General features: G+C 69.1%; 20 protein-coding genes. 14 read left to right on the plus strand and 6 right to left on the minus strand.

All coding sequences use genetic code 11. The annotated features are described in order from the left end of the window. Positions 1 to 303 precede the first annotated feature (303 nt). The 10 genes from FBZ83_RS20225 to FBZ83_RS20275 all read left to right on the plus strand — a co-directional run bounded on the left by FBZ83_RS20225 (position 304) and on the right by FBZ83_RS20275 (position 10,444). Positions 304 to 504, plus strand: coding sequence for a hypothetical protein (locus FBZ83_RS20225; protein ID WP_145687421.1), 201 nt, complete (start codon positions 304 to 306; stop codon positions 502 to 504). Positions 505 to 575: 71 nt separating this feature from the next. After that, positions 576 to 1,355: a MetQ/NlpA family ABC transporter substrate-binding protein gene (locus tag FBZ83_RS20230; protein WP_094304184.1), complete on the plus strand. Its 780-nt coding sequence runs from the start codon at positions 576 to 578 to the stop codon at positions 1,353 to 1,355. 171 nt (positions 1,356 to 1,526) lie between these two features. Next, positions 1,527 to 3,197 carry an acyl-CoA synthetase gene (locus FBZ83_RS20235; protein ID WP_145687423.1) on the plus strand — a complete coding sequence of 557 codons (1,671 nt, stop codon included), beginning with the start codon at positions 1,527 to 1,529 and terminating at the stop codon, positions 3,195 to 3,197. Beyond that, entirely contained in the window at positions 3,194 to 4,258 is a 1,065-nt protein-coding gene (locus FBZ83_RS20240) for a methionine ABC transporter ATP-binding protein (protein WP_094304187.1), read from the plus strand. Before FBZ83_RS20235 ends, FBZ83_RS20240 begins: the two co-directional genes overlap by 4 nt. Then, positions 4,224 to 4,892: a methionine ABC transporter permease gene (locus FBZ83_RS20245; protein WP_109072323.1), complete on the plus strand. Its 669-nt coding sequence runs from the start codon at positions 4,224 to 4,226 to the stop codon at positions 4,890 to 4,892. The genes FBZ83_RS20240 and FBZ83_RS20245 overlap by 35 nt, the downstream gene beginning before the upstream one ends. Positions 4,893 to 4,902: 10 nt before the next feature. Then, positions 4,903 to 5,703, plus strand: coding sequence for a MetQ/NlpA family ABC transporter substrate-binding protein (locus tag FBZ83_RS20250; protein WP_145687424.1), 801 nt, complete (start codon positions 4,903 to 4,905; stop codon positions 5,701 to 5,703). 226 nt (positions 5,704 to 5,929) lie between these two features. Continuing rightward, positions 5,930 to 7,003: an aldose epimerase family protein gene (locus tag FBZ83_RS20255; protein ID WP_145687427.1), complete on the plus strand. Its 1,074-nt coding sequence runs from the start codon at positions 5,930 to 5,932 to the stop codon at positions 7,001 to 7,003. Positions 7,004 to 7,045: 42 nt separating this feature from the next. Continuing rightward, the gene (locus FBZ83_RS20260; protein WP_145687429.1) at positions 7,046 to 8,551 is read left to right on the plus strand and encodes a tagaturonate reductase; all 1,506 of its coding nucleotides are present in this window, start codon (positions 7,046 to 7,048) and stop codon (positions 8,549 to 8,551) included. Positions 8,552 to 8,866: 315 nt separating this feature from the next. Next, positions 8,867 to 9,634 (plus strand): molybdate ABC transporter substrate-binding protein, encoded by a 768-nt coding sequence (gene modA, locus FBZ83_RS20270; protein ID WP_145687431.1) that lies wholly within the window; start codon positions 8,867 to 8,869, stop codon positions 9,632 to 9,634. 3 nt (positions 9,635 to 9,637) lie between these two features. Then, a complete protein-coding gene (locus FBZ83_RS20275; protein ID WP_145687434.1) occupies positions 9,638 to 10,444 on the plus strand; it encodes an ABC transporter permease in 807 nt (268 codons plus the stop codon). Here FBZ83_RS20275 and FBZ83_RS20280 read toward each other — a convergent pair. The 4 genes from FBZ83_RS20280 to FBZ83_RS20295 form a co-directional block, all read right to left on the minus strand. Further along, positions 10,407 to 11,681, minus strand: coding sequence for a hypothetical protein (locus FBZ83_RS20280; protein WP_145687436.1), 1,275 nt, complete (start codon positions 11,679 to 11,681; stop codon positions 10,407 to 10,409). The two genes, FBZ83_RS20275 and FBZ83_RS20280, sit on opposite strands and share 38 nt — an antisense overlap. Before the next feature lie 73 nt (positions 11,682 to 11,754). Then, complete coding sequence (locus FBZ83_RS20285) at positions 11,755 to 12,798, minus strand: polysaccharide pyruvyl transferase family protein (protein WP_145687438.1); 1,044 nt, start codon at positions 12,796 to 12,798, stop codon at positions 11,755 to 11,757. 224 nt (positions 12,799 to 13,022) lie between these two features. Further along, complete coding sequence (locus tag FBZ83_RS20290) at positions 13,023 to 14,537, minus strand: multicopper oxidase family protein (RefSeq protein WP_145687440.1); 1,515 nt, start codon at positions 14,535 to 14,537, stop codon at positions 13,023 to 13,025. 71 nt (positions 14,538 to 14,608) lie between these two features. Then, a complete protein-coding gene (locus tag FBZ83_RS20295) occupies positions 14,609 to 15,052 on the minus strand; it encodes a hypothetical protein (protein WP_247888389.1) in 444 nt (147 codons plus the stop codon). A 157-nt stretch (positions 15,053 to 15,209) separates the two neighbouring features. On the opposite strand from FBZ83_RS20295, the gene FBZ83_RS20300 reads away from it, so the two are divergent. From FBZ83_RS20300 to FBZ83_RS20310, 3 genes are read left to right on the plus strand one after another with little or no spacing between them, the layout of a single operon-like run. Continuing rightward, a complete protein-coding gene (locus FBZ83_RS20300; RefSeq protein WP_145687442.1) occupies positions 15,210 to 15,926 on the plus strand; it encodes a TetR/AcrR family transcriptional regulator in 717 nt (238 codons plus the stop codon). Then, positions 15,916 to 17,112 carry an efflux RND transporter periplasmic adaptor subunit gene (locus FBZ83_RS20305; protein WP_145687445.1) on the plus strand — a complete coding sequence of 399 codons (1,197 nt, stop codon included), beginning with the start codon at positions 15,916 to 15,918 and terminating at the stop codon, positions 17,110 to 17,112. The genes FBZ83_RS20300 and FBZ83_RS20305 overlap by 11 nt, the downstream gene beginning before the upstream one ends. A 10-nt stretch (positions 17,113 to 17,122) precedes the next feature. Next, entirely contained in the window at positions 17,123 to 20,200 is a 3,078-nt protein-coding gene (locus FBZ83_RS20310; RefSeq protein ID WP_145687447.1) for a MexW/MexI family multidrug efflux RND transporter permease subunit, read from the plus strand. Between the two features lie 82 nt (positions 20,201 to 20,282). On the opposite strand, the gene FBZ83_RS20315 is transcribed toward FBZ83_RS20310, so the two are convergent. Beyond that, positions 20,283 to 21,131: an SDR family oxidoreductase gene (locus FBZ83_RS20315; protein WP_145687450.1), complete on the minus strand. Its 849-nt coding sequence runs from the start codon at positions 21,129 to 21,131 to the stop codon at positions 20,283 to 20,285. A 116-nt stretch (positions 21,132 to 21,247) separates the two neighbouring features. Between FBZ83_RS20315 and FBZ83_RS20320 the strand changes: the two genes are divergently transcribed. Beyond that, on the plus strand, positions 21,248 to 21,676 hold the full coding sequence (locus FBZ83_RS20320) for a winged helix-turn-helix transcriptional regulator (RefSeq protein WP_145687458.1): 429 nt from the start codon (positions 21,248 to 21,250) through the stop codon (positions 21,674 to 21,676). 71 nt (positions 21,677 to 21,747) lie between these two features. Here the strand turns inward: FBZ83_RS20320 and FBZ83_RS20325 are convergent, their stop codons facing one another. After that, positions 21,748 to 23,232 (minus strand): catalase, encoded by a 1,485-nt coding sequence (locus tag FBZ83_RS20325; RefSeq protein WP_145687465.1) that lies wholly within the window; start codon positions 23,230 to 23,232, stop codon positions 21,748 to 21,750. Positions 23,233 to 23,300: the final 68 nt, after the last annotated feature.

Consider the following 23,300-nt stretch of genomic DNA (forward strand, 5'->3'; position numbering starts at 1 on the left):
TAGATAAAAAGCCGGACGCCCAAGGGGGGCGCCCCGCGGCAATTTGATCGCCAGCTTGCGCCGCGTCACCAAACGCTAAAGCGCCACGATACCGGTCGTGGAACTCTGGAAGGAGTGACCGGAATGACCATGATGACCCTCCCCTCCCCAGCCGATCGGACCGGCACCGCGACGGACCTGTGTTGCCGAATGCGCAACGCCTCGTGTCGCCGCTGACCCCAGCGCGCCAACCCGTCCCGTCCAGCATCCGATCCGCATGAAACCCGCGCGCCGCAGCGCCGCGGGCCGAGGGAGAACACCGTCATGAGCGCCTCCAACGCCTACGCCATCGAGGTCCAGGGCCGGTCCGCCGGCATCGTCGTCGCCGGCCAGGGCGGCTTCACCTTCTTCGTGTCCGACTGGTCCTTCAAGGACCTCGACCGCCAGACCTTCCGCAACGTCGGACAGGCCGAGCGCGCCGCCAAGCAGTTGGCGGCCCGGCGCTCCGGCGTGCGGCGGCGCTGATCGCGCCCGCATTTCACACCGACCCCGCGCCCGATCCGACCATTCCACACCGCGCACAGAGGACCCGTTCCGTGAAAGCCTTTCTGACGTCCATTGTCACCGCCGCCCTTCTCACCGTCTCCACCGGCGCCGGCGCCGCGGCCCTGAAGCTCGGCGTGTCCGCCGGTCCCTATGGCGAGATCCTGGAATACACGGCGAAGATCGCCGCCAAGGAGGGCCTGAAGGCGGAGGTCATCGAGTTCACCGACTGGAACATGCCCAACGCCGCCCTCCAGTCCGGCGACATCGACGCCAACAACTTCCAGCACCAGCCCTTCCTGGACAATCAGATCAAGCAGCGCGGCTACGACATCGTGCCGGTCGCCAAGAGCATCGTCGTGCCCATGGGCATCTACGCGAAGAAGGTCCAGTCGCTGGCCGACCTGAAGGAGGGGGCCAGCGTCTCCATCCCCAACGACCCGACCAACGGCGCCCGCGCGCTGTTCCTGCTGGCCAAGGCCGGGGTGATCGGGCTGAAGGACGGGGCGGGCCTGAACACCTCCATCGCCGACATCGCGTCCAACCCGAAGAAGATCAAGCTGGTCGAGCTGGACGCCGCCCAGCTTCCGCGGTCGCTGGACGACGTGGACGCCTCGGTCATCACGCTGAACTACGCGGTCCTGGCGGGCCTGAGCCCGAAGACCGCCCTGGTTCTGGAGGACGACCAGTCGAAATGGCACCTCGTCTGGGCCGTCCGCAAGGACCGCGCGGAAGACCCGGCGATCAAGCGCTTCATCGAGCTGTACCGCTCCGCCGAGGTGCGCGACTTCATCAACACGCGCTTCAACGGCACCATCATCCCGACTTGGTGAGCGCCGCCGGTTGTCATAACCCTCTCCCCTCCGGGGAGAGGGTGGCCCGGAGGGCCGGTGAGGGGGTTGTGCTTTTGCCGGACGTGGCGCCACGCGCAACCCCCTCACCCTGCCCCTCTCCCCGGAGGGGAGAGGGAATTGCGAAAGTGATTTTTTTCAGGAAGCTCCGTCATGACCGGCCCGTTCAGCCGCACCGCCTCGATCTTCGACCGCGGTCTCGCCCCCGACCCCGCGAACCACGTCCCGCTCAGCCCGCTCAGCTTCCTGAAACGCGCGGCGAAGGTCTATCCGGACAGGCCGGCCATCCGTCACGGCCGCCGCACCATCACCTACGCGCAGTTCCACGACCGGGTGCGGCGCTTCGCCGGAGCACTGCTGCGGGCCGGGGTGAGGCGCGGCGACACGGTGTCGGTGCTGGCGCCCAACGTCCCGGCGCTGCTGGAGGCCCATTACGCGGTGCCGCTGGCCGGCGCGGTCCTGAACGCGCTGAACACCCGGCTGGACGCCGCGGCCATCGCCTTCATCCTGGACCACAGCGAGACGAAGCTGCTGATCGTGGACCGCGAGTTGTCGCCGGTCGCCAAGGCGGCGCTCACCCGGACGGAGCGTCCCATCACGCTGGTGGAGATCGCCGACGAGCAGGCGCCCGACACGCCGTCGCTGGGGGCCGTGGAGTATGAGGACTTCCTCGCCGCCGCCGACCCCGCCCCCTGGCGCGGGCCGGACGACGAGTGGCAGGCCATCGCGCTGAACTACACCAGCGGCACCACCGGCAACCCCAAAGGCGTCGTCTACCACCACCGCGGCGCCTACCTGAACGCGCTGGGCAACGCCTTTACCCTGAACGTCCGGCCGGAGAGCGTCTTCCTGTGGACGCTGCCGATGTTCCATTGCAACGGCTGGACCTACAGCTGGGCGGTCACCGCCGCGGGCGGCACCCATGTCTGCCTGCGCCGGGTGGAGCCGGCGGCGATCTTCGACGCCATCGCGGAGCTGGGCGTCACCCATCTGTGCGGCGCGCCGATCGTCCTGAACATGCTGATCCACGCCCCGGCACCGGTGCGGCGCCCCGCCCCCCGCCGGGTCATCGTGGGCACCGGCGGCGCCGCCCCGCCCTCCGCGGTCCTGGCCGGCATGGCGGCGCTGGGCTTCGAGGTGGTGCACATGTACGGGCTGACCGAATGCTACGGCCCGGCCACCGTCTGCGCCCCGCAGGAGGGATGGGAGGATCTCGACGCCGACGGGCTGGCCCTGCAATTCGCGCGGCAAGGGGTGAACCACGTCGCCGTGGAGGACGCCACCGTGCTCGACCGCGAGACCGGCCGGCCGGTGCCCGCCGACGCGCAGACCATCGGCGAGATCGCGCTGCGCGGCAACACGGTGATGAAGGGCTATCTGAAGAACCCCGCGGCGACGAAGGAGGCGCTGAAGGACGGCTGGTTCCGCACCGGGGACCTGGGCGTGCTGCACCCCGACGGCTATATCGAGGTGAAGGACCGCAGCAAGGACATCATCATATCCGGCGGCGAGAACATCTCGTCCCTGGAGGTGGAGGAAGCGTTGTACCGGCACCCCGCCGTTCTGGAGGCCGCCGTGGTCGCCCGCCCCGACGACCGTTGGGGGGAGAGCCCCTGCGCCTTCGTGACGGTGAAGCCCGGCGCGGCGCGCCCCTCTGAGTCCGACATAATTCAATGGTGCCGCGACCGCATTGCGCACTACAAGGTGCCGCGCACCGTTGTGTTCAGCGATCTGCCGAAGACATCGACCGGTAAAATCCAGAAGACCGTCCTGCGCGACGCGGCCCGCGATCTGGGCGCGCGTCGGGAGGCCAAGAGCGTATGATAACCTTCGAACAGCTTCAGAAAACCTACCCGTCCCGCGGCACCGGCCAGCCGGTCCAGGCGCTCGCCGACATCGACCTGACCATCGGGCGCGGCGAGATCTACGGCATCATCGGCCGGTCGGGCGCCGGCAAATCCACGCTGCTGCGCACCGTGAACCTGCTGGAGAAGCCGACCTCGGGCCGCGTGCTGGTCGACGGGGTGGACGTCACCGCCCTGTCGCCGCGCGATCTGCGCGAAGCGCGGCACAGCATCGGCATGATCTTCCAGCACTTCAACCTGCTGTCCTCGCGCACGGTGTTCGACAACGTCGCCCTGCCGCTGGAGCTGGCCGGGGTGGCGAAGGCGCAGATCCGCGCGACGGTGGAGCCGCTGCTCGACCTCGTGGGCCTCACCGACAAGCGCGACCGCTACCCGGCGGAGCTGTCGGGCGGGCAGAAGCAGCGCGTCGGCATCGCCCGCGCGCTGGCCAGCAAGCCCAAGGTGCTGCTGTCGGACGAGGCGACCTCCGCCCTCGATCCGGAGACGACGACCCAGATCCTCCACCTGCTGGCCGACATCAACAAGCGGCTGGGGCTGACCATCGTTTTGATCACCCACGAGATCGCCGTCATCAAGGAGATCTGCCACAAGGTGGCGGTGATGGAGAACGGGCGGATCATCGAGCAGGGGCCGGTCTTCGACATCTTCGCGCACCCCAAGCACGAGACGACGAAGACCTTCGTCGACCCGGTCATCAACCGCGGCATCCCGGACAGTCTGCGCGCCCGCCTGTCGGCCACGCCGGTGCCGGGGTCGAACATGGTGCTGCGCATCACCTTTACCGGCGAGCGCGCGACCTCCCCGGTCATCAGCGCGATCAGCCGCAAGCTGAACCTGGACCTGAACATCTGGCACGGCCAGATCGACGAGATCCAGGGCGCGCCCTTCGGAACGCTGGTGGTGGAGGCCATCGGCAACCCGCAGTCCATCGAGGCGGCCATCAGCCTCCTGAACGTCAACAAGCTCGGTGTCGAGGTGCTCGGTCATGCTGTCCCCGGAAATCTACGCGCTGCTGTTTAAGGCGCTTCTCGACACGCTCTACATGGTGGCGGTGTCGGGCCTCCTGGGCACGGCGCTGGGCCTTCCGCTGGGCGTGCTCCTGGCCGTCACCGGCCGGGGGGAGCTGCTGCAGAATCTTGCCTTCAACCGGATCGCCGGCGTGCTGGTGAACATGACGCGCTCCACCCCCTTCATCATCCTGGTGGTGGCGATCATCCCCTTCACCCGCCTGATCGCCGGCACCTCCATCGGCACCGCCGCGGCCATTGTGCCGCTGACGGTCGCCGCCGTGCCCTTCATCGCCCGCATCGTCGAGGGCGCCGTGCGCGAGGTCGACCGCGGCCTGATCGAGGCGGCGCAATCCATGGGCGCCACGCCCTTCCAGATCATCCGCAAGGTCCTGCTGCCGGAGGCGATGCCCGCCATCGCGCTGGGCCTGACCCTGTCGGTGGTCAGCCTGATCGGCTATTCGGCCATGGTGGGTGCCGTGGGCGGCGGCGGCCTGGGCGACCTCGGCATCCGCTACGGCTACCAGCGCTTCCTGCCGGAGGTGATGCTGGCCGTGGTCGTCGTGCTGATCGTGCTGGTGCAGATCGTTCAATCGACGGGCGACTGGATCGCCCGCCGCGTCAACAAACGCAACCTGAAGTCCTGAGGAGTTGGAGATGGTCCGTACCCGTGTGCTCGGCGCGGCCTTTGGTCTGGTGGCCGGCATCGCGACCCTGGCGACCGCCGTCGGCGCGTCGGCCGAAGCCCTGAAGATCGGCGTCACCCCCGGCCCGCACGGCCAGATCTTCGAGAAGGTCAAGCCGCTGGCCGCCAAGGAGGGCCTCGACCTGACGGTTCTGGAGTTCTCCGACTACGTCATCCCGAACCAGGCGTTGGCCCAGGGCGACCTGAACGCCAACTCCTTCCAGCACCAGCCCTACCTGGACAACCAGGTGAAGGACCGCGGCTATGAGCTGGTCAGCGTCGCCAAGACGGTGATCTTCCCGATGGGCGTCTACTCGAAGAAGGTGAAGAGCCTGGACGAGCTGCCCGACGGCGCCAAGGTCTCCATCCCCAACGACCCGACCAACGGTGGCCGCGCCCTGCTGCTGCTCCAGGCCAAGGGGCTGCTGAAGGTGAAGGAGAGCGCCGGCCTGAAGGCCTCGCCGCTCGACATTTCCGACAACCCGAAGAAGCTGCAGATCCTGGAGCTGGACGCCGCCCAGCTTCCGCGCTCGCTGGACGACGTGACCGTGGCGGTCATCAACACCAACTTCGCCATGGAGTCCGGCCTGGACCCGAACAAGGACGCCATCGCCCGCGAGGCCAGCGAGAGCCCCTACGCCAACGTCATCGCCGTCCGCAAGGCCGACCAGGACAAGCCGTGGGTCGCCACGCTGGTGAAGGTGTACCAGAGCGACGAGGTGAAGCAGTTCATCCTCGACCGCTTCAAGGGCGCGGTGGTCCCGGCCTGGTAACCAGCGGGGAGGACAGCCCTTCCAACGTCCTGGAGAAGCCCTGGTCCGGTCAACGGACCGGGGCTTCTCCGTTTTGGCGTGCTCCTCATCGCGCTCAAGCGCTCCGCCTGCGGCAAAAACGCCCGTTCCGATCATGGGCTCCGGTTCCCCCTTTCGCCCTCATAACTGATATATTAATATATCCAATATCCTTCCGGCATCCTCCGGTCCAAGGGGCACCCACGCCATGACGCCTTATGCCGACCTCCGGCGCGAGGATTTCCGCGCCACCATCGACGGCACGCCGACCGACCTGTTCACCCTGCGCAACCGCCGGGGCATGGCCGTGCGCATCACCAATTACGGCTGCAAGATCGTCCAGATCCTGGCGCCCGACCGCGACGGCGCCCTCGGCGACGTGGTGCAGGGCTACGAGACGCTGGAGCAGACGATGGCCGGCCAGCCCTCCATGGGCTCCTTCATCGGGCGCTATTGCGGGCGCATCGGCGGCGGACGCTTCACGCTGGGCGGGGTGGAGCACCGCACCGCCGTCAACGCGCCGCCCAACACGCTGCACGGCGGCCAGCGCGGCTCGCGCTTCCGCACCTTCGCCGCCCGGCAACTGGACGAGACGAGCCTGGAGCTGACCCACGTCTTCCAGGACGGGGAGGAGGGCTTTCCCGGCACCCTGCCCGTCCGGCTGGTCTATGCGCTGGACGAGGACAACGCCCTGACCATCGCCTGGACCGCCGTGGCGGCGGACAAGGCGACCGTGGCGAACTTCACCGACCACAGCTTCTTCAACCTGTCGGGCGACGCCGGGTCCTCCATCCTCGACCATGTGGCGACGGTCAACGGCGGCCGCTATCTGGCGCTTGATGCCACCGCCGTCCCCACCGGGGAGCTGGTGGACGTGACCGGCACCCCACTCGACTTCCGCAGCCCCGCCGCCTTCGGCGCGCGGATCGGCGCCGACCATCCGATGCTGGCGCTCGGCAAGGGCTACGACCTGCATTACGCGGTGGACAAGCCGGAGGGCGCGCTGGGGCTGCACGCCCGCGTCCTCCATCCGGGCAGCGGACGGGTGCTGGAGGTCCTCTCCACCGAACCCGGCCTGCAGGTCTACACCGGCAATTTCCTCGATGGCCAGACGCCGCGCGACCTGGGCAAGGGCGGGACGCTCTACACCCGGCACAGCGCCTTCTGCCTGGAGCCGTCGCACTTCCCCAACGCCGTCAACATCCCGTCCTTCCCCTCCACCGCGCTGGCCCCCGGCCAATGGTACGCGGGCCGCATCGTCTACCGCTTCGGCATCGCCTGAACGCCCCGCCAGCGCCTTCCGATTTTCAAAGGACCCTCCGTCATGCCTCTTCTCTCCCGTGACCCGCTCGCCGCCGGCGCCTTCGATGTGGCGCACACGGCGGGCGCCCCGCGGCTGCCCGTCACCGTCCTTCAGATCGGCGACGGCAACTTCCTGCGCGGCTTCGTCGATTGGATGGTGGACGTCGCCAACGGCGCCGGGCTGATGAGCGCCGGGGTCGCCGTCGCCCAGCCGCTGGACCAGGGCGTCGCCGGCCCGCTGACCGCGCAGGAGGGGCTCTACACCATCCTGCTGCGCGGCATCGAGCGGGGCGCGGCGGTCGAATCCCGCCGGGTGGTGAGCTGTGTGTCCGAGGCGCTGAACCCCTATGCGGAGTGGGACCGCATGCTGGCCCTCGCCACGTCCCCGGCGCTGCGCTTCCTGGTGTCCAACACGACGGAGGCCGGCATCGCCGACGTGGCGGAACCCTACACCCCCGGCGCCAGCCAGCAGAGCTTCCCGGCCAAGGTCGCGGCGCTGCTGCACGCCCGCTTCACCGCGCTGGGCGGCACGCCGGAGAGCGGCCTCGTCCTGCTGCCCTGCGAGCTGATCGAGGCCAACGGCGCCAAGCTGAAGCGGATCGTCCTGGCCCACGCCAAACGCTGGGGCCTGGAATCCGGCTTCACCACCTGGGTCGAGGCGCACAACCACTTCCTGAACACGCTGGTCGACCGCATCGTCCCCGGCTACCCGCGCGACGAGGCCGCGGCGCTCGCCGCCGCATGGGGCTATGAGGACCCGCTGGCCGTGGCCGGCGAGCCCTTCCATGTCTGGGTCATCGAAGGCCCGGCGGCCCTGGCCGAGGAGTTCCCGCTGCACAGGGCCGGGCTGAACGTGGTCTGGACCGACGACCTGCAGCCCTACCGCACGCGCAAGGTGCGCATCCTCAACGGCGCCCACACCGCCGGCGCCCTCGCCGCCTTCGTGGCGGGGGTGGACACGGTGAAGGGCATGATGGACGACGCCACCCTGTCCGCCTACCTGAACACGGTGATGTTCGGCGAGATTGTGCCCTTCGTGCCCCTGCCGGACGCCGAGCGCCAGGACTACGCCCGCACCATCATGGAGCGCTTCGGCAACCCCCACATCCGGCACGAGCTGATCGCCATCTCGCTGAACTCGGTGTCGAAGTGGCAGGTCCGCGTGCTGCCCAGCTTGAAGGATTACGCCGCCGCCCATGGCGAGGCGCCGGACGGCCTGTCCTTCTCGCTGGCCGCCCTGCTGCGTTTCTACAAGGGCACGCCGGCGGCGGACGGCGCCTGCACCGGCAACCGCGACGCCGGTCCCTACCCGATTCGCGACGACGCGGCGGTGCTGACGGCGCTGTCCGGCGCCTGGGCCGCGCATGGCGACGACCCGGCGGCGCTGGTGGACGCCGTGCTGTCCAACGCCGCGCTGTGGGGCGAGGACCTGACCCGCATCCCCGGTCTGGCCCACCGCACCGCCGTTCATCTGGCGGTGATCGAGGAGCGCGGCATGCGCAGCGCTTTGGAAGCGTTGGTGAGCTGATTTAACCCTCTCCCCTCCGCTCACGCGCAAACGAAGTTTGCGCTGACGCGACAGGCGGACCTTCGGTCCGCCGAAAGCGGGGAGAGGGTGGCCCGGAGGGCCGGTGAGGGGGATGCGCGTGGCGGTACGTCCGGCATGAGCGCAACCCCCTCACCCTAACCCTCTCCCAGGGGGAGAGGGGAACGTCCCATATCCACAACCGCTATATACCTTCACGTACAACGGCCTGTTGACAGCGTCCCGCCAGCGCAGTATCCGAATCGATACAGCGTCGGGCGAGTCACCATTCCGCAACGAACCGAAGGAACCGTGTCCATGCGTTTGAAAGCCCTCGCCCTCGCCTTCGGGCTGCTGGCCCTCCAGACCGCCGCCCAGACCGCTGCGGTCGCCGCCCAGGACCTCCATGCCTATGTCGGCGCCGGCCTCCGCCCGCCGGTCGAGGCGCTGATCGAGGACTTCCGCAAGGAGACCGGGATCACCGTGACGGCCGAGTATGGCGGGTCGGGCCAGCTTCTCGCCCGCTTCACCGAGACGAAGGCCGGCGACCTGTTCATCCCCGGCACGACCTTCTACACCGACAAGCTGAAGGAGCTGGACGCCGTCGCCGACCTGACGGTGCTGGTGGTGCACGGCCCCGTGCTGGCCGTGGCGCCGGGCAAGGCCGAGGCGATCCGCGGTTTCGCCGACCTCGCCAAGCCGGGCGTCCGCGTCGGGCTCGGCGACCCGCAGGCGATGGCGCTGGGCCGCACGGCGGAGGACATCCTGGACAAGTCCGGCCAGGGCGAGGCGATCCGCCGCAACGTCACCGTCCGCGCCGCGACCGTGAAGCAGCTCGCTCTCTATGTGCTGGACGGCAACGTCGACGCCGCCATCATCGGCGCGTCGGAGGCCGCGCAGAATCCCGGCAAGCTGTCCGTCCTCGCCATCCCGCCGGACTGGTACGAGGCCGAATACGCCCCCGTCGCCGTGCTGAAGACCAGCGCCGCGCCGGAGGCCGCCAAGCGCTTCGCCGATTTCCTGGCCTCGGACGCCGGCCTCGCCACCTTCCAGCGCTTCGGCTTCCCGCCCGCTCCGAAGATGTGACGGATGGGCTTCGCTGCCCTGCTGGCCCTGCCGCTCGCCATCGTCGCGCTGACGATCGCGGGCGTGCTGGGCGCCCTGCTCGCCCGCCTGCCCCCGGCCGATCTGTGGACCGCCCTGACCGCGGCGGAGACCCTGTTCGCGCTGCGGCTGTCGGCGCTGACCTCGGTCGCGGCGCTGGGAATCGCGCTGGTCCTCGGCCTGCCGGCGGCCTACCTGATGGCGCATTGGCGCTTTCCGGGAAAGATGCTGCTCGACACGCTGCTCGACGTGCCGCTGGTCATGCCGCCGCTGGTCGCCGGGCTGGGGCTGCTGTTCCTGCTCGGCCGCAACGGGCCGGTTCCCGCGCTGGGGATGGAGTTGCTGTTCTCCCCCGCGGGCGTGGTGCTGGCCCTGGCCTTCGTGTCCACCGCCGTGGTGGTGCGCACCGCAACGGCGGCCTTCCGGTCCGTCGCCCCCGGCTATGCCGTCGCGGCGCAGTCGCTGGGCGCCACCCCGTGGACCGTGTTCTGGCGGGTGGAGCTGCCGCTGGCCGCCCGGGGGGTCGCGGCGGGCGCCGTGCTGGCCTGGGCGCGGGCGCTGGGCGAGTTCGGCGCCACGCTGATGGTCGCCGGGGCCACGCGCCTGAAGACCGAGACGCTGCCCATAGCCGTCTTCCTCAACATCGCGACCGGGGAGACCGGCATCGCCGTGGCTTGCGCCCTCCTGCTTCTGGCGACGGCTCTGCTGATGCTGGTGGCGATGCGGCTGCTCGGTGCGCAGCGGAACGACAGGGTCAGCCGCGGGTCCGCAGCCGGTTGCGGACCCGCTTGAGCGGCTGCTTCAGCTCCATGGCGTCGAGCAGTCCCACCGCCGCCTGCCGCAGCGACGCGGCGGCGCCCTTCATTGCCCGGACGGGAGAGGGCTCGGGACGACCGGGATCGGGTTGCCCGAAGTCCGGTTGGATGGCGTGCACCCGCTCCTTCAGCCGCTCCAGCCATTCCCCCTCGACCTCGTGCTGGCGGGCGTAGTCGAGGATGGAGCGGAGTTCCGCCGCCTGCGGCTCGTTGCGCACGGGAATGCCGGCGATGCGGCTCGGGTCCAGCGGCCCGTCGAAGCAGTCCGGGGCGAGCACACCGGCGGCGGCGAAGTTCATTCGGGTGCGCACGCACTTCTCGCAGACGCCGCAGTTCCGGAACTGCTGCGCCCCCTCCCAGCAGACGCGCAGGGAACCCACCGCCTCCGGGTAAGCGGCGACCGCCGCCGCCTTCTCCGTCCGGGAATAGGCGGCGCCGTCGTGGACGATGGAGAAGCCGTCGCCGGACAGCAGGTGGTCGGCGATCGGCGTGGTGCCGTAGGGGATGACCAGCGCGTCGTACGGCTTGGTGCTCCCGATCAGCCCGAACTCGAACTCCGCTTCGTGGAGGTGCAGGCAGGCCGCCAGCTCCGCCGCGTGGGAGTCCTGCCAGTTCTGGAGATGCAGCTCCTTGCTGTTGGTGCGCACCACGCGCAGCTCCAGCCCGACCAGATCGCGGAAGGGCCGGGTGCGCTCGACCAGCCGCTCGAAATCCTCGGCCCGGTCCAGTTCCACGTCGAAACCATGCACCATCAGCAGGGCGCCAACGGTGTGGCGGCGCTCCGGCGGCAGGAGCAGCCGGTGGCGCAGGATGGTGAAGGTGCTGTCGAGCCCGCTGGAATAGGCGGCGATGGCCCGGCGCCCCGGCTTGGGCGCGTTGCGGTCGACGACCCTCTCCGGGATGATCTCGACGGTCCGGTAGCGGTCGGGACGCCAGCGTCGCCACACCCCCTGGAGCGCGTCGATGTTGTGCAGCGCCGTTCGGGTCAGCGGCCCGTGCACATGGACAGGAAGGCCCCGCTCCATGGCGTGAAACAGGACGGCCATCACCGTCCCGTCCATCGGCCGGTCCGCCGCGGTCCCGGCCGGCTCCTCGAATTCGTAGACGACGCGGTGCCGGCGGCGGGTGCCGTCCTCGGACAGCAGGACGGTGCGGCGGACCAGCCCGCCGCTCGCCGTCTCCTCGACCCCGATGTGCAGCCCCTTGCCCGCCATGCCCGCCGACGCCCTCTTCAGCCCGTGTTCCGGGATGACAGACGGATGCGGGGGGCAAACGTTCCCGGAGGTCTCAGCGTTTCCAATCGGCGAGCCAGCTGTCGATGTAGTTGGTCAGCTTGCCGTAGGAGTTGTCGCGCACCTGCACCGGCAACCCCATCATCAGGGCGAGCAGCATTCCGTGCAGGCGGTTGGTGACCACGGCGTTGGCCGCGCCGAAATGGGCCACGGCCTTGCGGACCAGCCGGTCGCGGATGGGGTACCAGCCGCGCAGCGGGTCGGCGGGCAGCGGCACCGCGTCGTCCAACCGGATCAGCCGGGCGGCCAGGGCAAAGCCGGCGAAGTCCTCCGGACCGCACAGGTCCTCCCAGTCGAAGACCGGCGAGTCCTGGCGCAGCCAGTGGCGCCCCGCGCATTCCTGGTCGCGCCGGGCCATCACGAGCAGGGTGGTGTCGTGGGCCGGGCGCACCGGCGTCAGCCGCGTCGGGTAGCGCGTCAGGTAATGGGCAAGGTCCGGCACCTGGATCGCCCGCTCCCCGAGAAAGGGCCGCACCAGATCGAGCGACGGCGCGTCGCGCGCCATGAAGACCAGATTGCGGTGGGCCGCCCAGCGCTTCATGTCGTGGCGCAGCCGGTCGCGGTCGCGGTAGTAGACGGTCTGCGGCAGCAGCACGACGCGGCTGGACGGGAAGCTCTCCAGCACCTTCTGCCGGAACGTCTCGTGATGGGGGTAGAGGTCACCGAAATTGCCGCCGCCGTGCAGCAGGATCGCCGCCTGCCCGTCGCGCTGGCGGCGCAGCAGGCGCCGGGCGTTGCCCAGCGTCACCCGCTCGCGGATCTCCACGCCGCCGTCGGCGAACAGCGTCTCCGCCCCCTGGTTGATCAGCAGATCCCCGACGTTCAGATGGACCGGGATGTCCGCATAGACGGCCGGCCCGCTGCCCAGATGCGGAAGCACCAGATCCCGCACCCGCAGCGACAGCGCCTCCAGGGCCGCAAGGTCCGGGTCCAGCCAGAGGTCCGCCGCACCGGCGGCAGCCCCGCCGGCAGCTCCTCCACCACCAGACCCGGCGGCCGCGCGCCCCCCGGCACCGCCGTCATAACACCACGTATCCATGGCCAATGGCCGCCCCCGCAGAAGATTGGTCCCGGAACATTGGTTGCCGGCCCCGCAGATGGAAGAGAAGTGACACGCCCCGGTCCAATGTGAATGGGAGTGATGCGTGAAAGTTCGCTCCCAAAGGAATGCGCCTGAATTTGCCGGCTCCATCCATCCGAATCGACGCAGAGCTTTTGCGGTACCCGTTCCGGCGCGGTCGGGCCGCGCCGGAAACTTCGTGTTCATATGGTTTGTTCGCACACCAATTCGGTCATCATGCCCGTCGCCATGTGCAGAAGGTTGTGACAGTGCAGCGGCCAGCGTCCGGGATTGTCGGCGTCGAAGGCGATGGTGGCGGACCCGTTCATCGGCACCAGCACCGTGTCGCGCACCGCCCCGGCCAGCGCCGTCCCGTTGAGCGCGGTCACCTGGAAATGCTGGCCGTGCAGGTGCATCGGGTGGGCCATCGGGCTTTCGTTGACCATGGTGATGCTGACCCGCTGCCCCTTGCGGACGGTCAGCGGCCGGTGCTCGCCGAAGGGGCGGTCGTCGATGGTCCAGACATAGGGGGCCATGCCGCCGGTCAGCCGGATGGTGAAGGCCGCCCCCTCCGGACGCTCCGACAGCGGGTCGAGCGCCGTCAGCCGCCGCTCCAGCGACAGGTCCACCGGCCCGGCCGCGGCGTCCGCAAGGCCGGCGGTCCTGCCCACCGCGGCGCCGGGGGTGGCGAGGACGATGCCGGTGCGCTGGCGCTCCCCTTCCCGCTGCGCCAGGATGGGGAAGGCGCCGCCTTCGGCGGGAAGCTGGACGAGGATGTCCAGCCGCTGGCCCATGACCATGCCGAAGCGCCGCCCGCTCACCGGCTGCACCGGGTTGCCGTCCGCCGCGACCACCGTTCCGTCGAGGGCGCCGAGGTCGATGTGGAAGGCCGTGGAGGTCGCCCCGTTGATCAGCCGCAGCCGGACCCGCCCGCCGCGCTCCACCCGCACCACCTCCGGGTCGTCGAGCGTGCGGTCGTTGGCGAGGTAGGCGTCGTACTCCACGTCGTTGAGGTCCATGGCGGCCATGGTCATGCCGCCCATGCCCTTCATGTCTCCCATCCCCTTCATGTTCGAGTGGTCCATCATCGGCATGGCCCCGCCATGCCCGCTGCCATGGCCGCCGTGGCCGCTTCCATGCCCGCCGCCGTGTTTCATGCCACCACCAGTCAGCCCGGCGAGCACCTCGGCGGGGTCCTTGAAGGTGAAATCGTGCAGCAGCACGGTGACCTCCTGCGCGTCCGCGCGCTGGTCGTCGGCGGTGCGGACGATCAACGGGGCCGCCATCAAAAGCTGCTCCTGAAGGCCGTGGTGCGAATGCATCCAGTGCGTGCCCGGCCGCGGCTCGAAATCGTAGCCCTGGCTGGCGCCGTCGCGGATCAGCGGGCGGTTCGCGTCGGCCACGCCGTCCTGGGCGTAGGGCGGGGTCATGCCGTGCCAGTGGATGACCGTGTCCTCCCCGGCCCGGTTCGCCAGATCGACCAGGAAACGCTGCCCCGGATCGAGGAACAGGCCGGAGGTGCTGTCCGGCTGGCGGATGCCGAAGACGGAGGCGGGTTTGCCCATCACCTCAAGAACGCGCCGCTCGACGGCGAGGCGGAGGGGCGCCGCGGCCCGTGCCTGCCGCGCGACGGCGGGAATCAGGGTGGAGAGGCCGCCCAGCGCGGCGGCCGAAGCCGCGGACGCCAGGAAACGGCGGCGGGTCTGAAGACTCGTCATGATGCGATGATCCGTTTTCGGGGAATGCCGGCCCAGGGCGCGCGAAGGCGCGGCTCGGGCATGAAGTCCGCTCAAACGGCCATGCGCGGTGGTCTGAGGGCGGGCGGCGGGCCGATTCCCTCCGGCAACAGGCCGGTCGGCCGGAAGCGCGCGGACGCGCGGAGCGGCGGCGCCGGAAAAACCGCTGTGGTGGCGATGCCCGACAGCATCATCGGGCAGGTCCCGCCACAGGACAGCCCTTTCCGGCCGGCGCAGGCCTCGTCCGCCGGGGGCGCATGGTCGGCATCGGCCACCCAGACCCCAACGGCCGGCGTCGGCGCCGAGGATGCGGCATGGCCTTGAGCATGGGGGCCAGCATGGGCGCCGGCATGAACGTGCGCCTGCGCGGCGGACGGCGCGAACAGCGCCAGCGCGGCGAGCAGGAGCAGCCCCGCCACCAGCCGCCCGATCGGCGCCATCCCGCCAAGGGGGCATCCACCCCGCGCCATCGCCGTTTCCCGTTGCTGCATCGGCATCACACCGCACAGTCTCCACCTTCCAGCGGCGGGAAGGTCAAGCGCTAATTCGCGCCCGCACGCCGCTCCAACGACCGGTCTGGACAGCCCGGACGCGCCGTGGTATCCCCAGCCCGAACAAAGTGAGTTAGTGCTCACTTATGCTATAAGGTTAATCATGGGACGGCTGGACAACTCGGCCCGGCGCGCGGCGATCATCGACGCGGCCCTTCCGCTGTTTGCGCGCAAGGGATTCGCCGCCACCACGACCAAGGAGATCGCGCAGGCCGCCGGTGTGTCGGAGGCTCTGATCTTCAAGCATTTCCCCAGCAAGGCCGCTCTCTACGAGGCGATCTTCCGCTCCTGCGTGGACGGCGACGAGGATCTCGCGAAGCTGCTGGCGATGCCGCCCAGCACCGAGACGCTCGCCGCCTACGTCCAGGCGATGGTGAGCTGCTATGTCAGCGAGCTGCCCAGCGACCGCGACACCATGCTCCCCCGCTACCGGCTCTATTTCATGAGCCTGCTGGAGGATGGTGAGTTCGCCCACATGGTGCGCCGCTGGATGTCGGAGCACATCGCGCCGCCCTTCGTGGCCTCGCTGCAGGCCGCACGCGACTCAGGCGACCTCATCCCCTCGGCCCCGGTGACGGAGAACGCCTTCTGGCTGGCCGAGATGCTGGGCTCCACCCTGGCGACCATTCACCTGCCGCCGACGCCGCTCGTCCCCTCCTTGGCCGAGCCGCGGCGCACCATCCGCGACGCGGTCGCCTTCATCCTGCGCGGCCTTGGCCTGCGGGAGGAAGCGGTCGCCCTTTACACGCCTTTATTGCATTGCACCCAATCAACAGAACCAGAACCGACCTGTTCGAGAGAGGCTGATCGTGACGAGTGATATCCACCATTCCGCTCACGCGCCAGAGCGGACCACCGCACGCCGTCCGGTCACCCGCGGGCGGCTGGCGTTCCGCATCATCATCATGGCCATCATCCTGGCCGTGCTGTTGGGCGGCCTGTACGCCTTCAACAACTTCCGGAACAAGGCCATCGCCGACTTCTTCGCCGGCAACAAGCCTCCGCCGACCCCCGTCTCGGTTGCCGAGGCGGCGGCGCAGTCCGTTCCCAAATACACCAGCGCCATCGGCACCCTGACCGCCAGCCGTCAGGTCACCGTGGCGCCGGAGGTGGTCGGGCGCGTGACCCAGATCTTCTTCGAATCGGGCGCCACCGTGAAGGCCGGCGCGCCGCTGGTGCAACTCAACGATGCCACCGAGCAGGCCGACGTGCTGGCCTTCCGCGCCCAGGCGAAGCTGGCCGAGAACAACCTGCAACGCGCCCGCAACCTGCTGCGCAACCAGGCCGGCCCGCAGGTCACCGTGGACCAGAACCAGGCCCAGCTCGACGAGGCCAACGCCAACATCAAGAAGACCGAGGCGCTGATCGCCCAGAAGCTGATCCGCGCCCCCTTCGACGGCGAGCTGGGCATCCGGCAGGTGAATGTCGGCGAGTATGTCAGCGCCGGCGGCCCCGTCGTCACGCTGACCGACCTGTCCAACCTGTTCGTCGACTTCACCCTGCCCGAGCAGGCGCTGAGCCAGATCCGCGTCGGCCAGCCGGTGCTGATCTCCGCCGACGCCGCCCCCGGCGCCAACTTCGACGCGGTGATCTCGACCATCGAGCCGCAGGTCAGCCCGGACACCCGCGCCATCAAGGTGCGCGCGACGCTGAAGAATCCGGAGCGCAAGCTGCTGCCCGGCATGTTCGCCAACATCCGCGTCGTCCAGCCGCCGGCCCAGAACCGCATCGTCATCCCGGAAACCGCGGTGGACTACACGGTCTACGGCGACAGCGTCTTCGTCGTCGCCGCCAAGAAGGATGCCGAGGGCAAGGACGGCCATGTCGCCAACCGCGTCCCGGTGAAGACGGGCGACCGCTTCGACGGCAAGGTGGAGATCCTCGACGGGGTGAAGCCCGGCGACCGGGTGGTGTCCTCCGGCCAGCTCAAGCTGAACAACGGCGCCGCCGTGGTGCCGACGGAAGCGAGCGCGCTGGTGCCGCCGCAGACCGTTCCGCGCAACTGAGGACCCGGCCATGTCATTCACCGACATCTTCATCCGACGGCCGGTCCTGGCGCTGGTGGTCAGCCTGCTGATCCTGCTGGTCGGCGTCCGGTCGCTGACGGATCTGCCGATCCGGCAGTATCCGGAGCTGCAGAACACCGTCATCACCATCACCACCTCCTACGCCGGCGCTTCTCCCGACCTGATGCAGGGCTTCATCACGACGCCCATCGAGCAGGCGGTGGCGACGGCGGAAGGCATTGACTACATCACCTCCTCCTCCACCCAGGGGGTGAGCCTCGTCACCGCCTACATCCGGCTGAACTTCAACCCCAACGTCGCGATGACCGACGTGATGTCGAAGGTGCAGCAGGTCAAATACCAGCTTCCGCGCGAGGCCAACGACCCCGTGATCCTGAAGTCCACGGGCGAGACGACCTCCATCCTCTACATGGGCTTCGCCAGCCCGGAGCTGTCCGGGGCGGCCATCTCCGACTATCTGACGCGCGTCGTGCAGCCGCTGCTGTCCACCGTGTCCGGCGTCGCCGAGGCGCAGATCCTGGGCGGGCAGACCTTCGCCATGCGCGTCTGGCTCGACCCCGACCGGATGGCCGCGCGCAACATCGCCGCCGCCGACGTGCGGGCGGCGATCCAGGCCAACAACTACCAGTCGGCCCCCGGGCAATCGAAGGGCGTCTTCGTCGTCTCCAACATCACCACCAACACCGGCCTGACCGACGTCGAGCAGTTCCGGCAGATGGTGGTGAAGTCCAAGGACGGCGCGCTGGTCCGCATGAAGGACATCGCCGAGATCGAGCTGGGCGCGCAAAGCTCCAACGCCAGCGTGTCGATGAACGGCCAGCAGGCGATCTTCATCGGCATCAACTCCACGCCGACCGGCAACCCGCTGACCATCGTGGAGGACATCCGCAAGCTGGTGCCGGAGCTTGAGCGCAACCTGCCGCCGTCGCTGAAGATGGAGATCGTCTACGACTCCACCCGCTTCATCCAGGCCTCGATCGACGAGGTGCAGAAGACGCTGCTGGAGGCGGTCGGCATCGTCATCGTGGTGATCTTCCTGTTCCTGGGCTCCTTCCGCTCGGTGCTGATCCCCATCGTGACCATCCCGCTGTCCATCGTGGGTGCCGCGACGATCATGCTGGCGATGGGCTTCAGCCTGAACCTGCTGACGCTGCTCGCCATGGTGCTGGCCATCGGCCTCGTGGTGGACGACGCCATCGTCGTGGTGGAGAACGTCCACCGCCACCTGGAGGAGGGAAAGTCGCCCGTCGAATCCGCGCTGATCGGCGCGCGGGAAATCATCGGGCCGATCATTTCCATGACCATCACGCTGGCCGCCGTGTACGCCCCCATCGGCTTCCTCGGCGGGCTGACCGGCGCGCTGTTCCGCGAGTTCGCCTTCACCTTGGCGGGATCGGTCATCATCTCCGGCGTGGTGGCGCTGACGCTGTCGCCGATGATGTGCTCGCTCCTGCTGACCCGCGACATGAACGAGGGCCGCTTCGCCCGCTTCGTCGACCGCACCTTCGAGAAGCTGTCCGGCTGGTACGGGCGGCGTCTGGGCGGCGCGCTGGACTACCGGGCGGCGACCCTGCTGTTCGGCTTCGGCGTTCTGCTGAGCGTCGGCTTCCTCTTCGCCAACACCATGTCGGAGCTGGCGCCGGAGGAGGACCAGGGCATCCTGTTCGGCATCACCAAGGGGCCGCAGTACGCCAACCTCGATTACATGGACGCCTACGGGCGCGAGATGGACGAGGTGTTCGCCCAATACCCGGAGACCGACACCCGCTTCGTGCTGAACGGCCTGCCGACCCTGACCCAGGGCTTCGCCGGCATGATCCTGAAGCCGTGGGACGAGCGCACCCGCAGCGCCAAGGAGCTGCAGCCGCTGGTCCAGGCCGACCTCGGCAAGGTGGCCGGCACGCAGGTGTTCCTGGTGTCGCCGCCGGCCCTGCCCGGCTCCACCGGCGGCCTGCCGGTCCAGATGGTCATCAACAGTCCCGGCGATTACCAGACCATCTTCAACGCCATGGAGCGGATCAAGGCCGCCGCCATGGAAAGCGGCATGTTCATCGTCACCGACAGCGACCTGCAGTTCAACAGCCCGGTCGTCCGGCTGCACGTCGACCGGTCGAAGGCGGCGGACCTCGGCCTGTCCATGCAGTCGATCGGCGACACGCTGGCGGTCCTGGTCGGCGGCAACTACGTCAACCGCTTCAACCTGAACGGCCGCTCCTACGAGGTCATCCCGCAGGTGCCGCGCGACAAGCGCCTGACGCCGGAGACGCTGACCCGCTACTACGTCACCGCGGGCAACGGCGCGCAGATCCCGCTGTCCACCGTCGTCTCGATCGAGATGGCGACGGAGCCGAACGCCCTGACCAAGTACAACCAGCTTCCCTCCGCGACCTTCTCCGCGGTGCCGATGCCGGGCGTGACGATGGGCCAGGCCGTGGAGTTCCTGGAGCGGCAGGCCCGCGAGGTCCTGCCCGCCGGCTTCGGCCATTCCTACCTGTCGGAGTCGCGCCAGTACGTGACCGAGGGCAACCAGCTCATGGTCACCTTTGTCTTCGCGCTGGTGGTGATCTATCTGGTGCTGGCCGCGCAGTTCGAATCGCTGCGTGACCCGCTGGTGATCCTGATCTCGGTGCCGATGTCGATCTGCGGCGCGCTGCTGCCGCTGTTCTTCGGGCTGTCCACCATGAACATCTACACCCAGGTGGGTCTGGTGACTCTGATCGGCCTGATCAGCAAGCACGGCATCCTGATGGTGGAGTTCGCCCGCGAGATGCAGATCAACGAGCGGGTGGACCGCCGCACCGCCATCGAGCACGCGGCCCGCGTCCGCCTGCGCCCGATCCTGATGACCACAGCGGCGATGGTGGTGGGCCTCCTGCCCCTGCTGACCGCCGCCGGCGCCGGAGCGGCCAGCCGCTTCTCCATCGGTCTGGTGATCGTGTCGGGCATGCTGATCGGCACGCTGTTCACGCTGTTCGTCCTGCCGGCGGTCTACACCGTGCTGGCGAAGGACCACTACGCGGCGTCGGTCTCCCGCCGCGCGCGGGAGATCGCGGCGGCCTCGCAGTAAGGCCGGCCCGACCGCAGCCCGTCGAAAAAAGACCCCCTCGCCTTGCACGGGCGAGGGGGTCTTTTTCTTTTCCGGCCCGCCCTTATCGGGGCAAGGCGGCGGCCACGGCGACGGAGAGCGGCGTGGTCGGGTGCCCGATCAGCGCCGACAGCTGGCGCCCGTCGTCGAACAGCGCGCCCCTCGACGCGTCGGCGTCCCAGGAGGCGATGCCCTTCGCGAAGGCTTCCGGAAGGCCGAAGCCGGCGAGGATGGCCGCGTAATCCGCCTCCGGCAGGTTCCGGTAAGGGATGTCCTTGCCGGACTGGCGGGAAATTTCGGCGGCGAGGTCGGTCAGCGTCACCGCCTCGTCGCCGGCCAGCTCGTAGGTCTTGCCCTCATGGCCGGTGCCGGTCAGCACCGCCACCGCCGCGTCGGCGTAGTCGGCGCGCGTGGCGGAGGAGATCCGCCCGTCGCCGGCGCTGCCGATGAAGGCGCCCCCGGCCAGCGCGGCGCCGACCGAGCCGGTGTGATTCTCGGTGTACCAGCCGTTGCGCAGGATCGTGAAGGGAATGCCCGACGCCGTGATGTCCGCCTCGGTCGCCCGGTGCTCCTCGGCGAGGCTCAGCGGCGAGCGGTCGGCGTGGAGCAGGCTGGTGTAGACGATGCGGCCGACGCCCGCCGCCTTGGCGGCGTTGACGACGTTGCGGTGCTGCGCCGCCCGCTGCCCGATCTCGTTCGACGAGATGAGCAGCAGCGTGTCGACTCCGGACAGCGCGCGGGCGAGCGTCTCGGGGTTGCCGTAGTCGGCCTCGCGGGCTTCGACCCCGAGGTCGGCGGCCTTGGCGGAGGAGCGCACCAGGGCGACGATGCCGGAGGCCGGAAGCGTCTCCTTCAGGCGGGCGATGACGAGGCGGCCAAGCTGGCCGGTGGCACCGGTGACGGCGATGGTCATGGTCGGGTGTCCCGTTTGCGGTTGGGTGGTGACCACCTACCTAAGCCACTTGCTTACTTTTCGTAAGTACGTACATAAATGTAAGTGTGAAGATTCCTGGCGGGAGAAGGACGACCATGCCGGAGCCGGACAATGACTACATTCCGCTGCCGCTGTCGGAGCGGATGCAGCGCGGCGACCTGATGGCCGTGGCCTGCCCCTCGCGGGAGGTGCTGAAACACGTCACCAGCCGCTGGGGCGTGCTGGTCCTGATCGCCCTGGAAAGCGGAACGCTGCGCTTCAGCGAACTCCGCCGCACCATCGGCGGGGTCAGCGAACGGATGCTGGCCCAGACGCTGCAATGGCTGGAGGGCGACGGGCTGGTCAAACGCACCGCCCACGACGTGGTGCCACCCCATGTCGACTACAGCCTGACGCCGCTGGGCCGGGAGGCCGCCGAGAAGGTGCGCCTTCTCGCCGACTGGATCGAATTCAACCTGCCGCGGATCGCCGAGGGCTGGACGAGCCGGCAGCACGAGGGCCGGCAGGACGCCGCGGCCGACTGACCTGTCCTACAAAAAATGCCGCCGGACGCGAGGGGGTGCGTCCGGCGGCGCCGAGTGTTCGGGAGCTGGGCTCAGCCGGTCACGGCGGCCTCTTCAGGCTGCGCCGCCGCCGACACCCCCAGCCGCTTCGCGATGCCCGCGCCATAGGCAGGGTCCGCCGCGAAGAAGTGCGCCAACTGCCGCCGCTGGATGAAGCCCGGCGCCTCCCCCAGCGAGTTGGCGATGGTGTCCATCAGCCGCCCCTGCGCCTCCGCCCCGATCAGGCGGAACAGCGCGCCGGCCTGGGCGTAGTCATCGTTGCCCTCGCGGTGGTCATAGCGGGCGGCGTCGCCGGCGATGCGCAGCGGCGGTTCGGCCACCGCGCGGTTCTGCACCGGCCCGCCGAAGCTGTTGGGCTCGTAATTCGGGCTGCCGCCGCCGTTGCCGTCGAAGCGCATGGCGCCGTCGCGCTGGTGGTTGCGGACCTCCGCGGCGTGCGGGCGGTTGACCGGCAGCGCCTGATGGTTGGCGCCCAGCCGGTAGCGGTGCGCGTCGGCGTAGGCGAACAGGCGCCCTTGCAGCATCTTGTCCGGGCTGAAGGAAACGCCGGGCACCACATTGGCCGGGCTGAAGGCGGCCTGCTCGACCTCCGCGAAGTAGTTCTGCGGGTTGCGGTTCAGCACCAGCTCGCCGATCTCGACCAGCGGGTAATCGGCGTGCGGCCACACCTTGGTCACGTCGAACGGGTTGATGCGATAGGAGTCGGCCTCGACCTCCGGCATGATCTGCACCGAGACGGTCCAGGCCGGGAAATCGCCGTCGCGGATGGCGGCGAACAGGTCGCGGGTGGCGTGGTCGGGATCGACGCCGGCCATGCGCACCGCCTGATCCGCCGTGAAGTTCTGGATGCCCTGGCGGGTCTTGAAGTGGACCTTGACCCAGAAGCGCTCGCCCGCCGCGTTGATCCACGAGAAGGTGTGGCTGGAGAAGCCGTCCATGTGGCGGTAGCCGCGCGGCGTGCCGCGGTCGCTGAACAGGATCGTCAACTGGTGCATCGTCTCCGGCGACAGCGAGAAGAAGTCCCAGACCGCGGTCGGGTCCTTCAGGTTGGTCGCCGGGTTGCGCTTCTGCGTGTGGATGAAATCCGGGAATTTCAGCGGGTCGCGGACGAAGAAGACCGGCGTGTTGTTGCCGACCAGATCGTAATTGCCGTCCTCGGTGTAAAACTTGACGGCGAAGCCGCGCGGGTCGCGCTCGGCGTCGGCGGAGCCCTTCTCGCCGCCGACGGTGGAGAAGCGCAGAAAGACCTCCGTCTCTTTGCCCACCTCCGACAGGAACCTCGCCGACGTGTAGGGCGTCACGTCCTTCGTCACCCGGAAGACGCCGTAGGCGCCGGCCCCCTTGGCGTGGACCACCCGTTCCGGGATGCGTTCGCGGTTGAAGTGGGCCAGCTTCTCGATCAGGTGGAAATCCTGCATCAGCACCGGACCGCGCGGGCCGGCGGTCAACGAATTCTGGTTGTCGGCGACGGGGATGCCGGCTCCCGTTGTCAGGCCGGTGGTGGTCAGGGTGCTCATGGCTCAACTCCTTCTGGCGTTTCTTATGGTGGGCGTCTTGTCGGTCGCCGTGTCTGCTTTGCCCCCTG

Source organism: Azospirillum brasilense (assembly GCF_007827815.1).
GTDB classification, from domain to species: Bacteria; Pseudomonadota; Alphaproteobacteria; order Azospirillales; family Azospirillaceae; genus Azospirillum; species Azospirillum brasilense_C.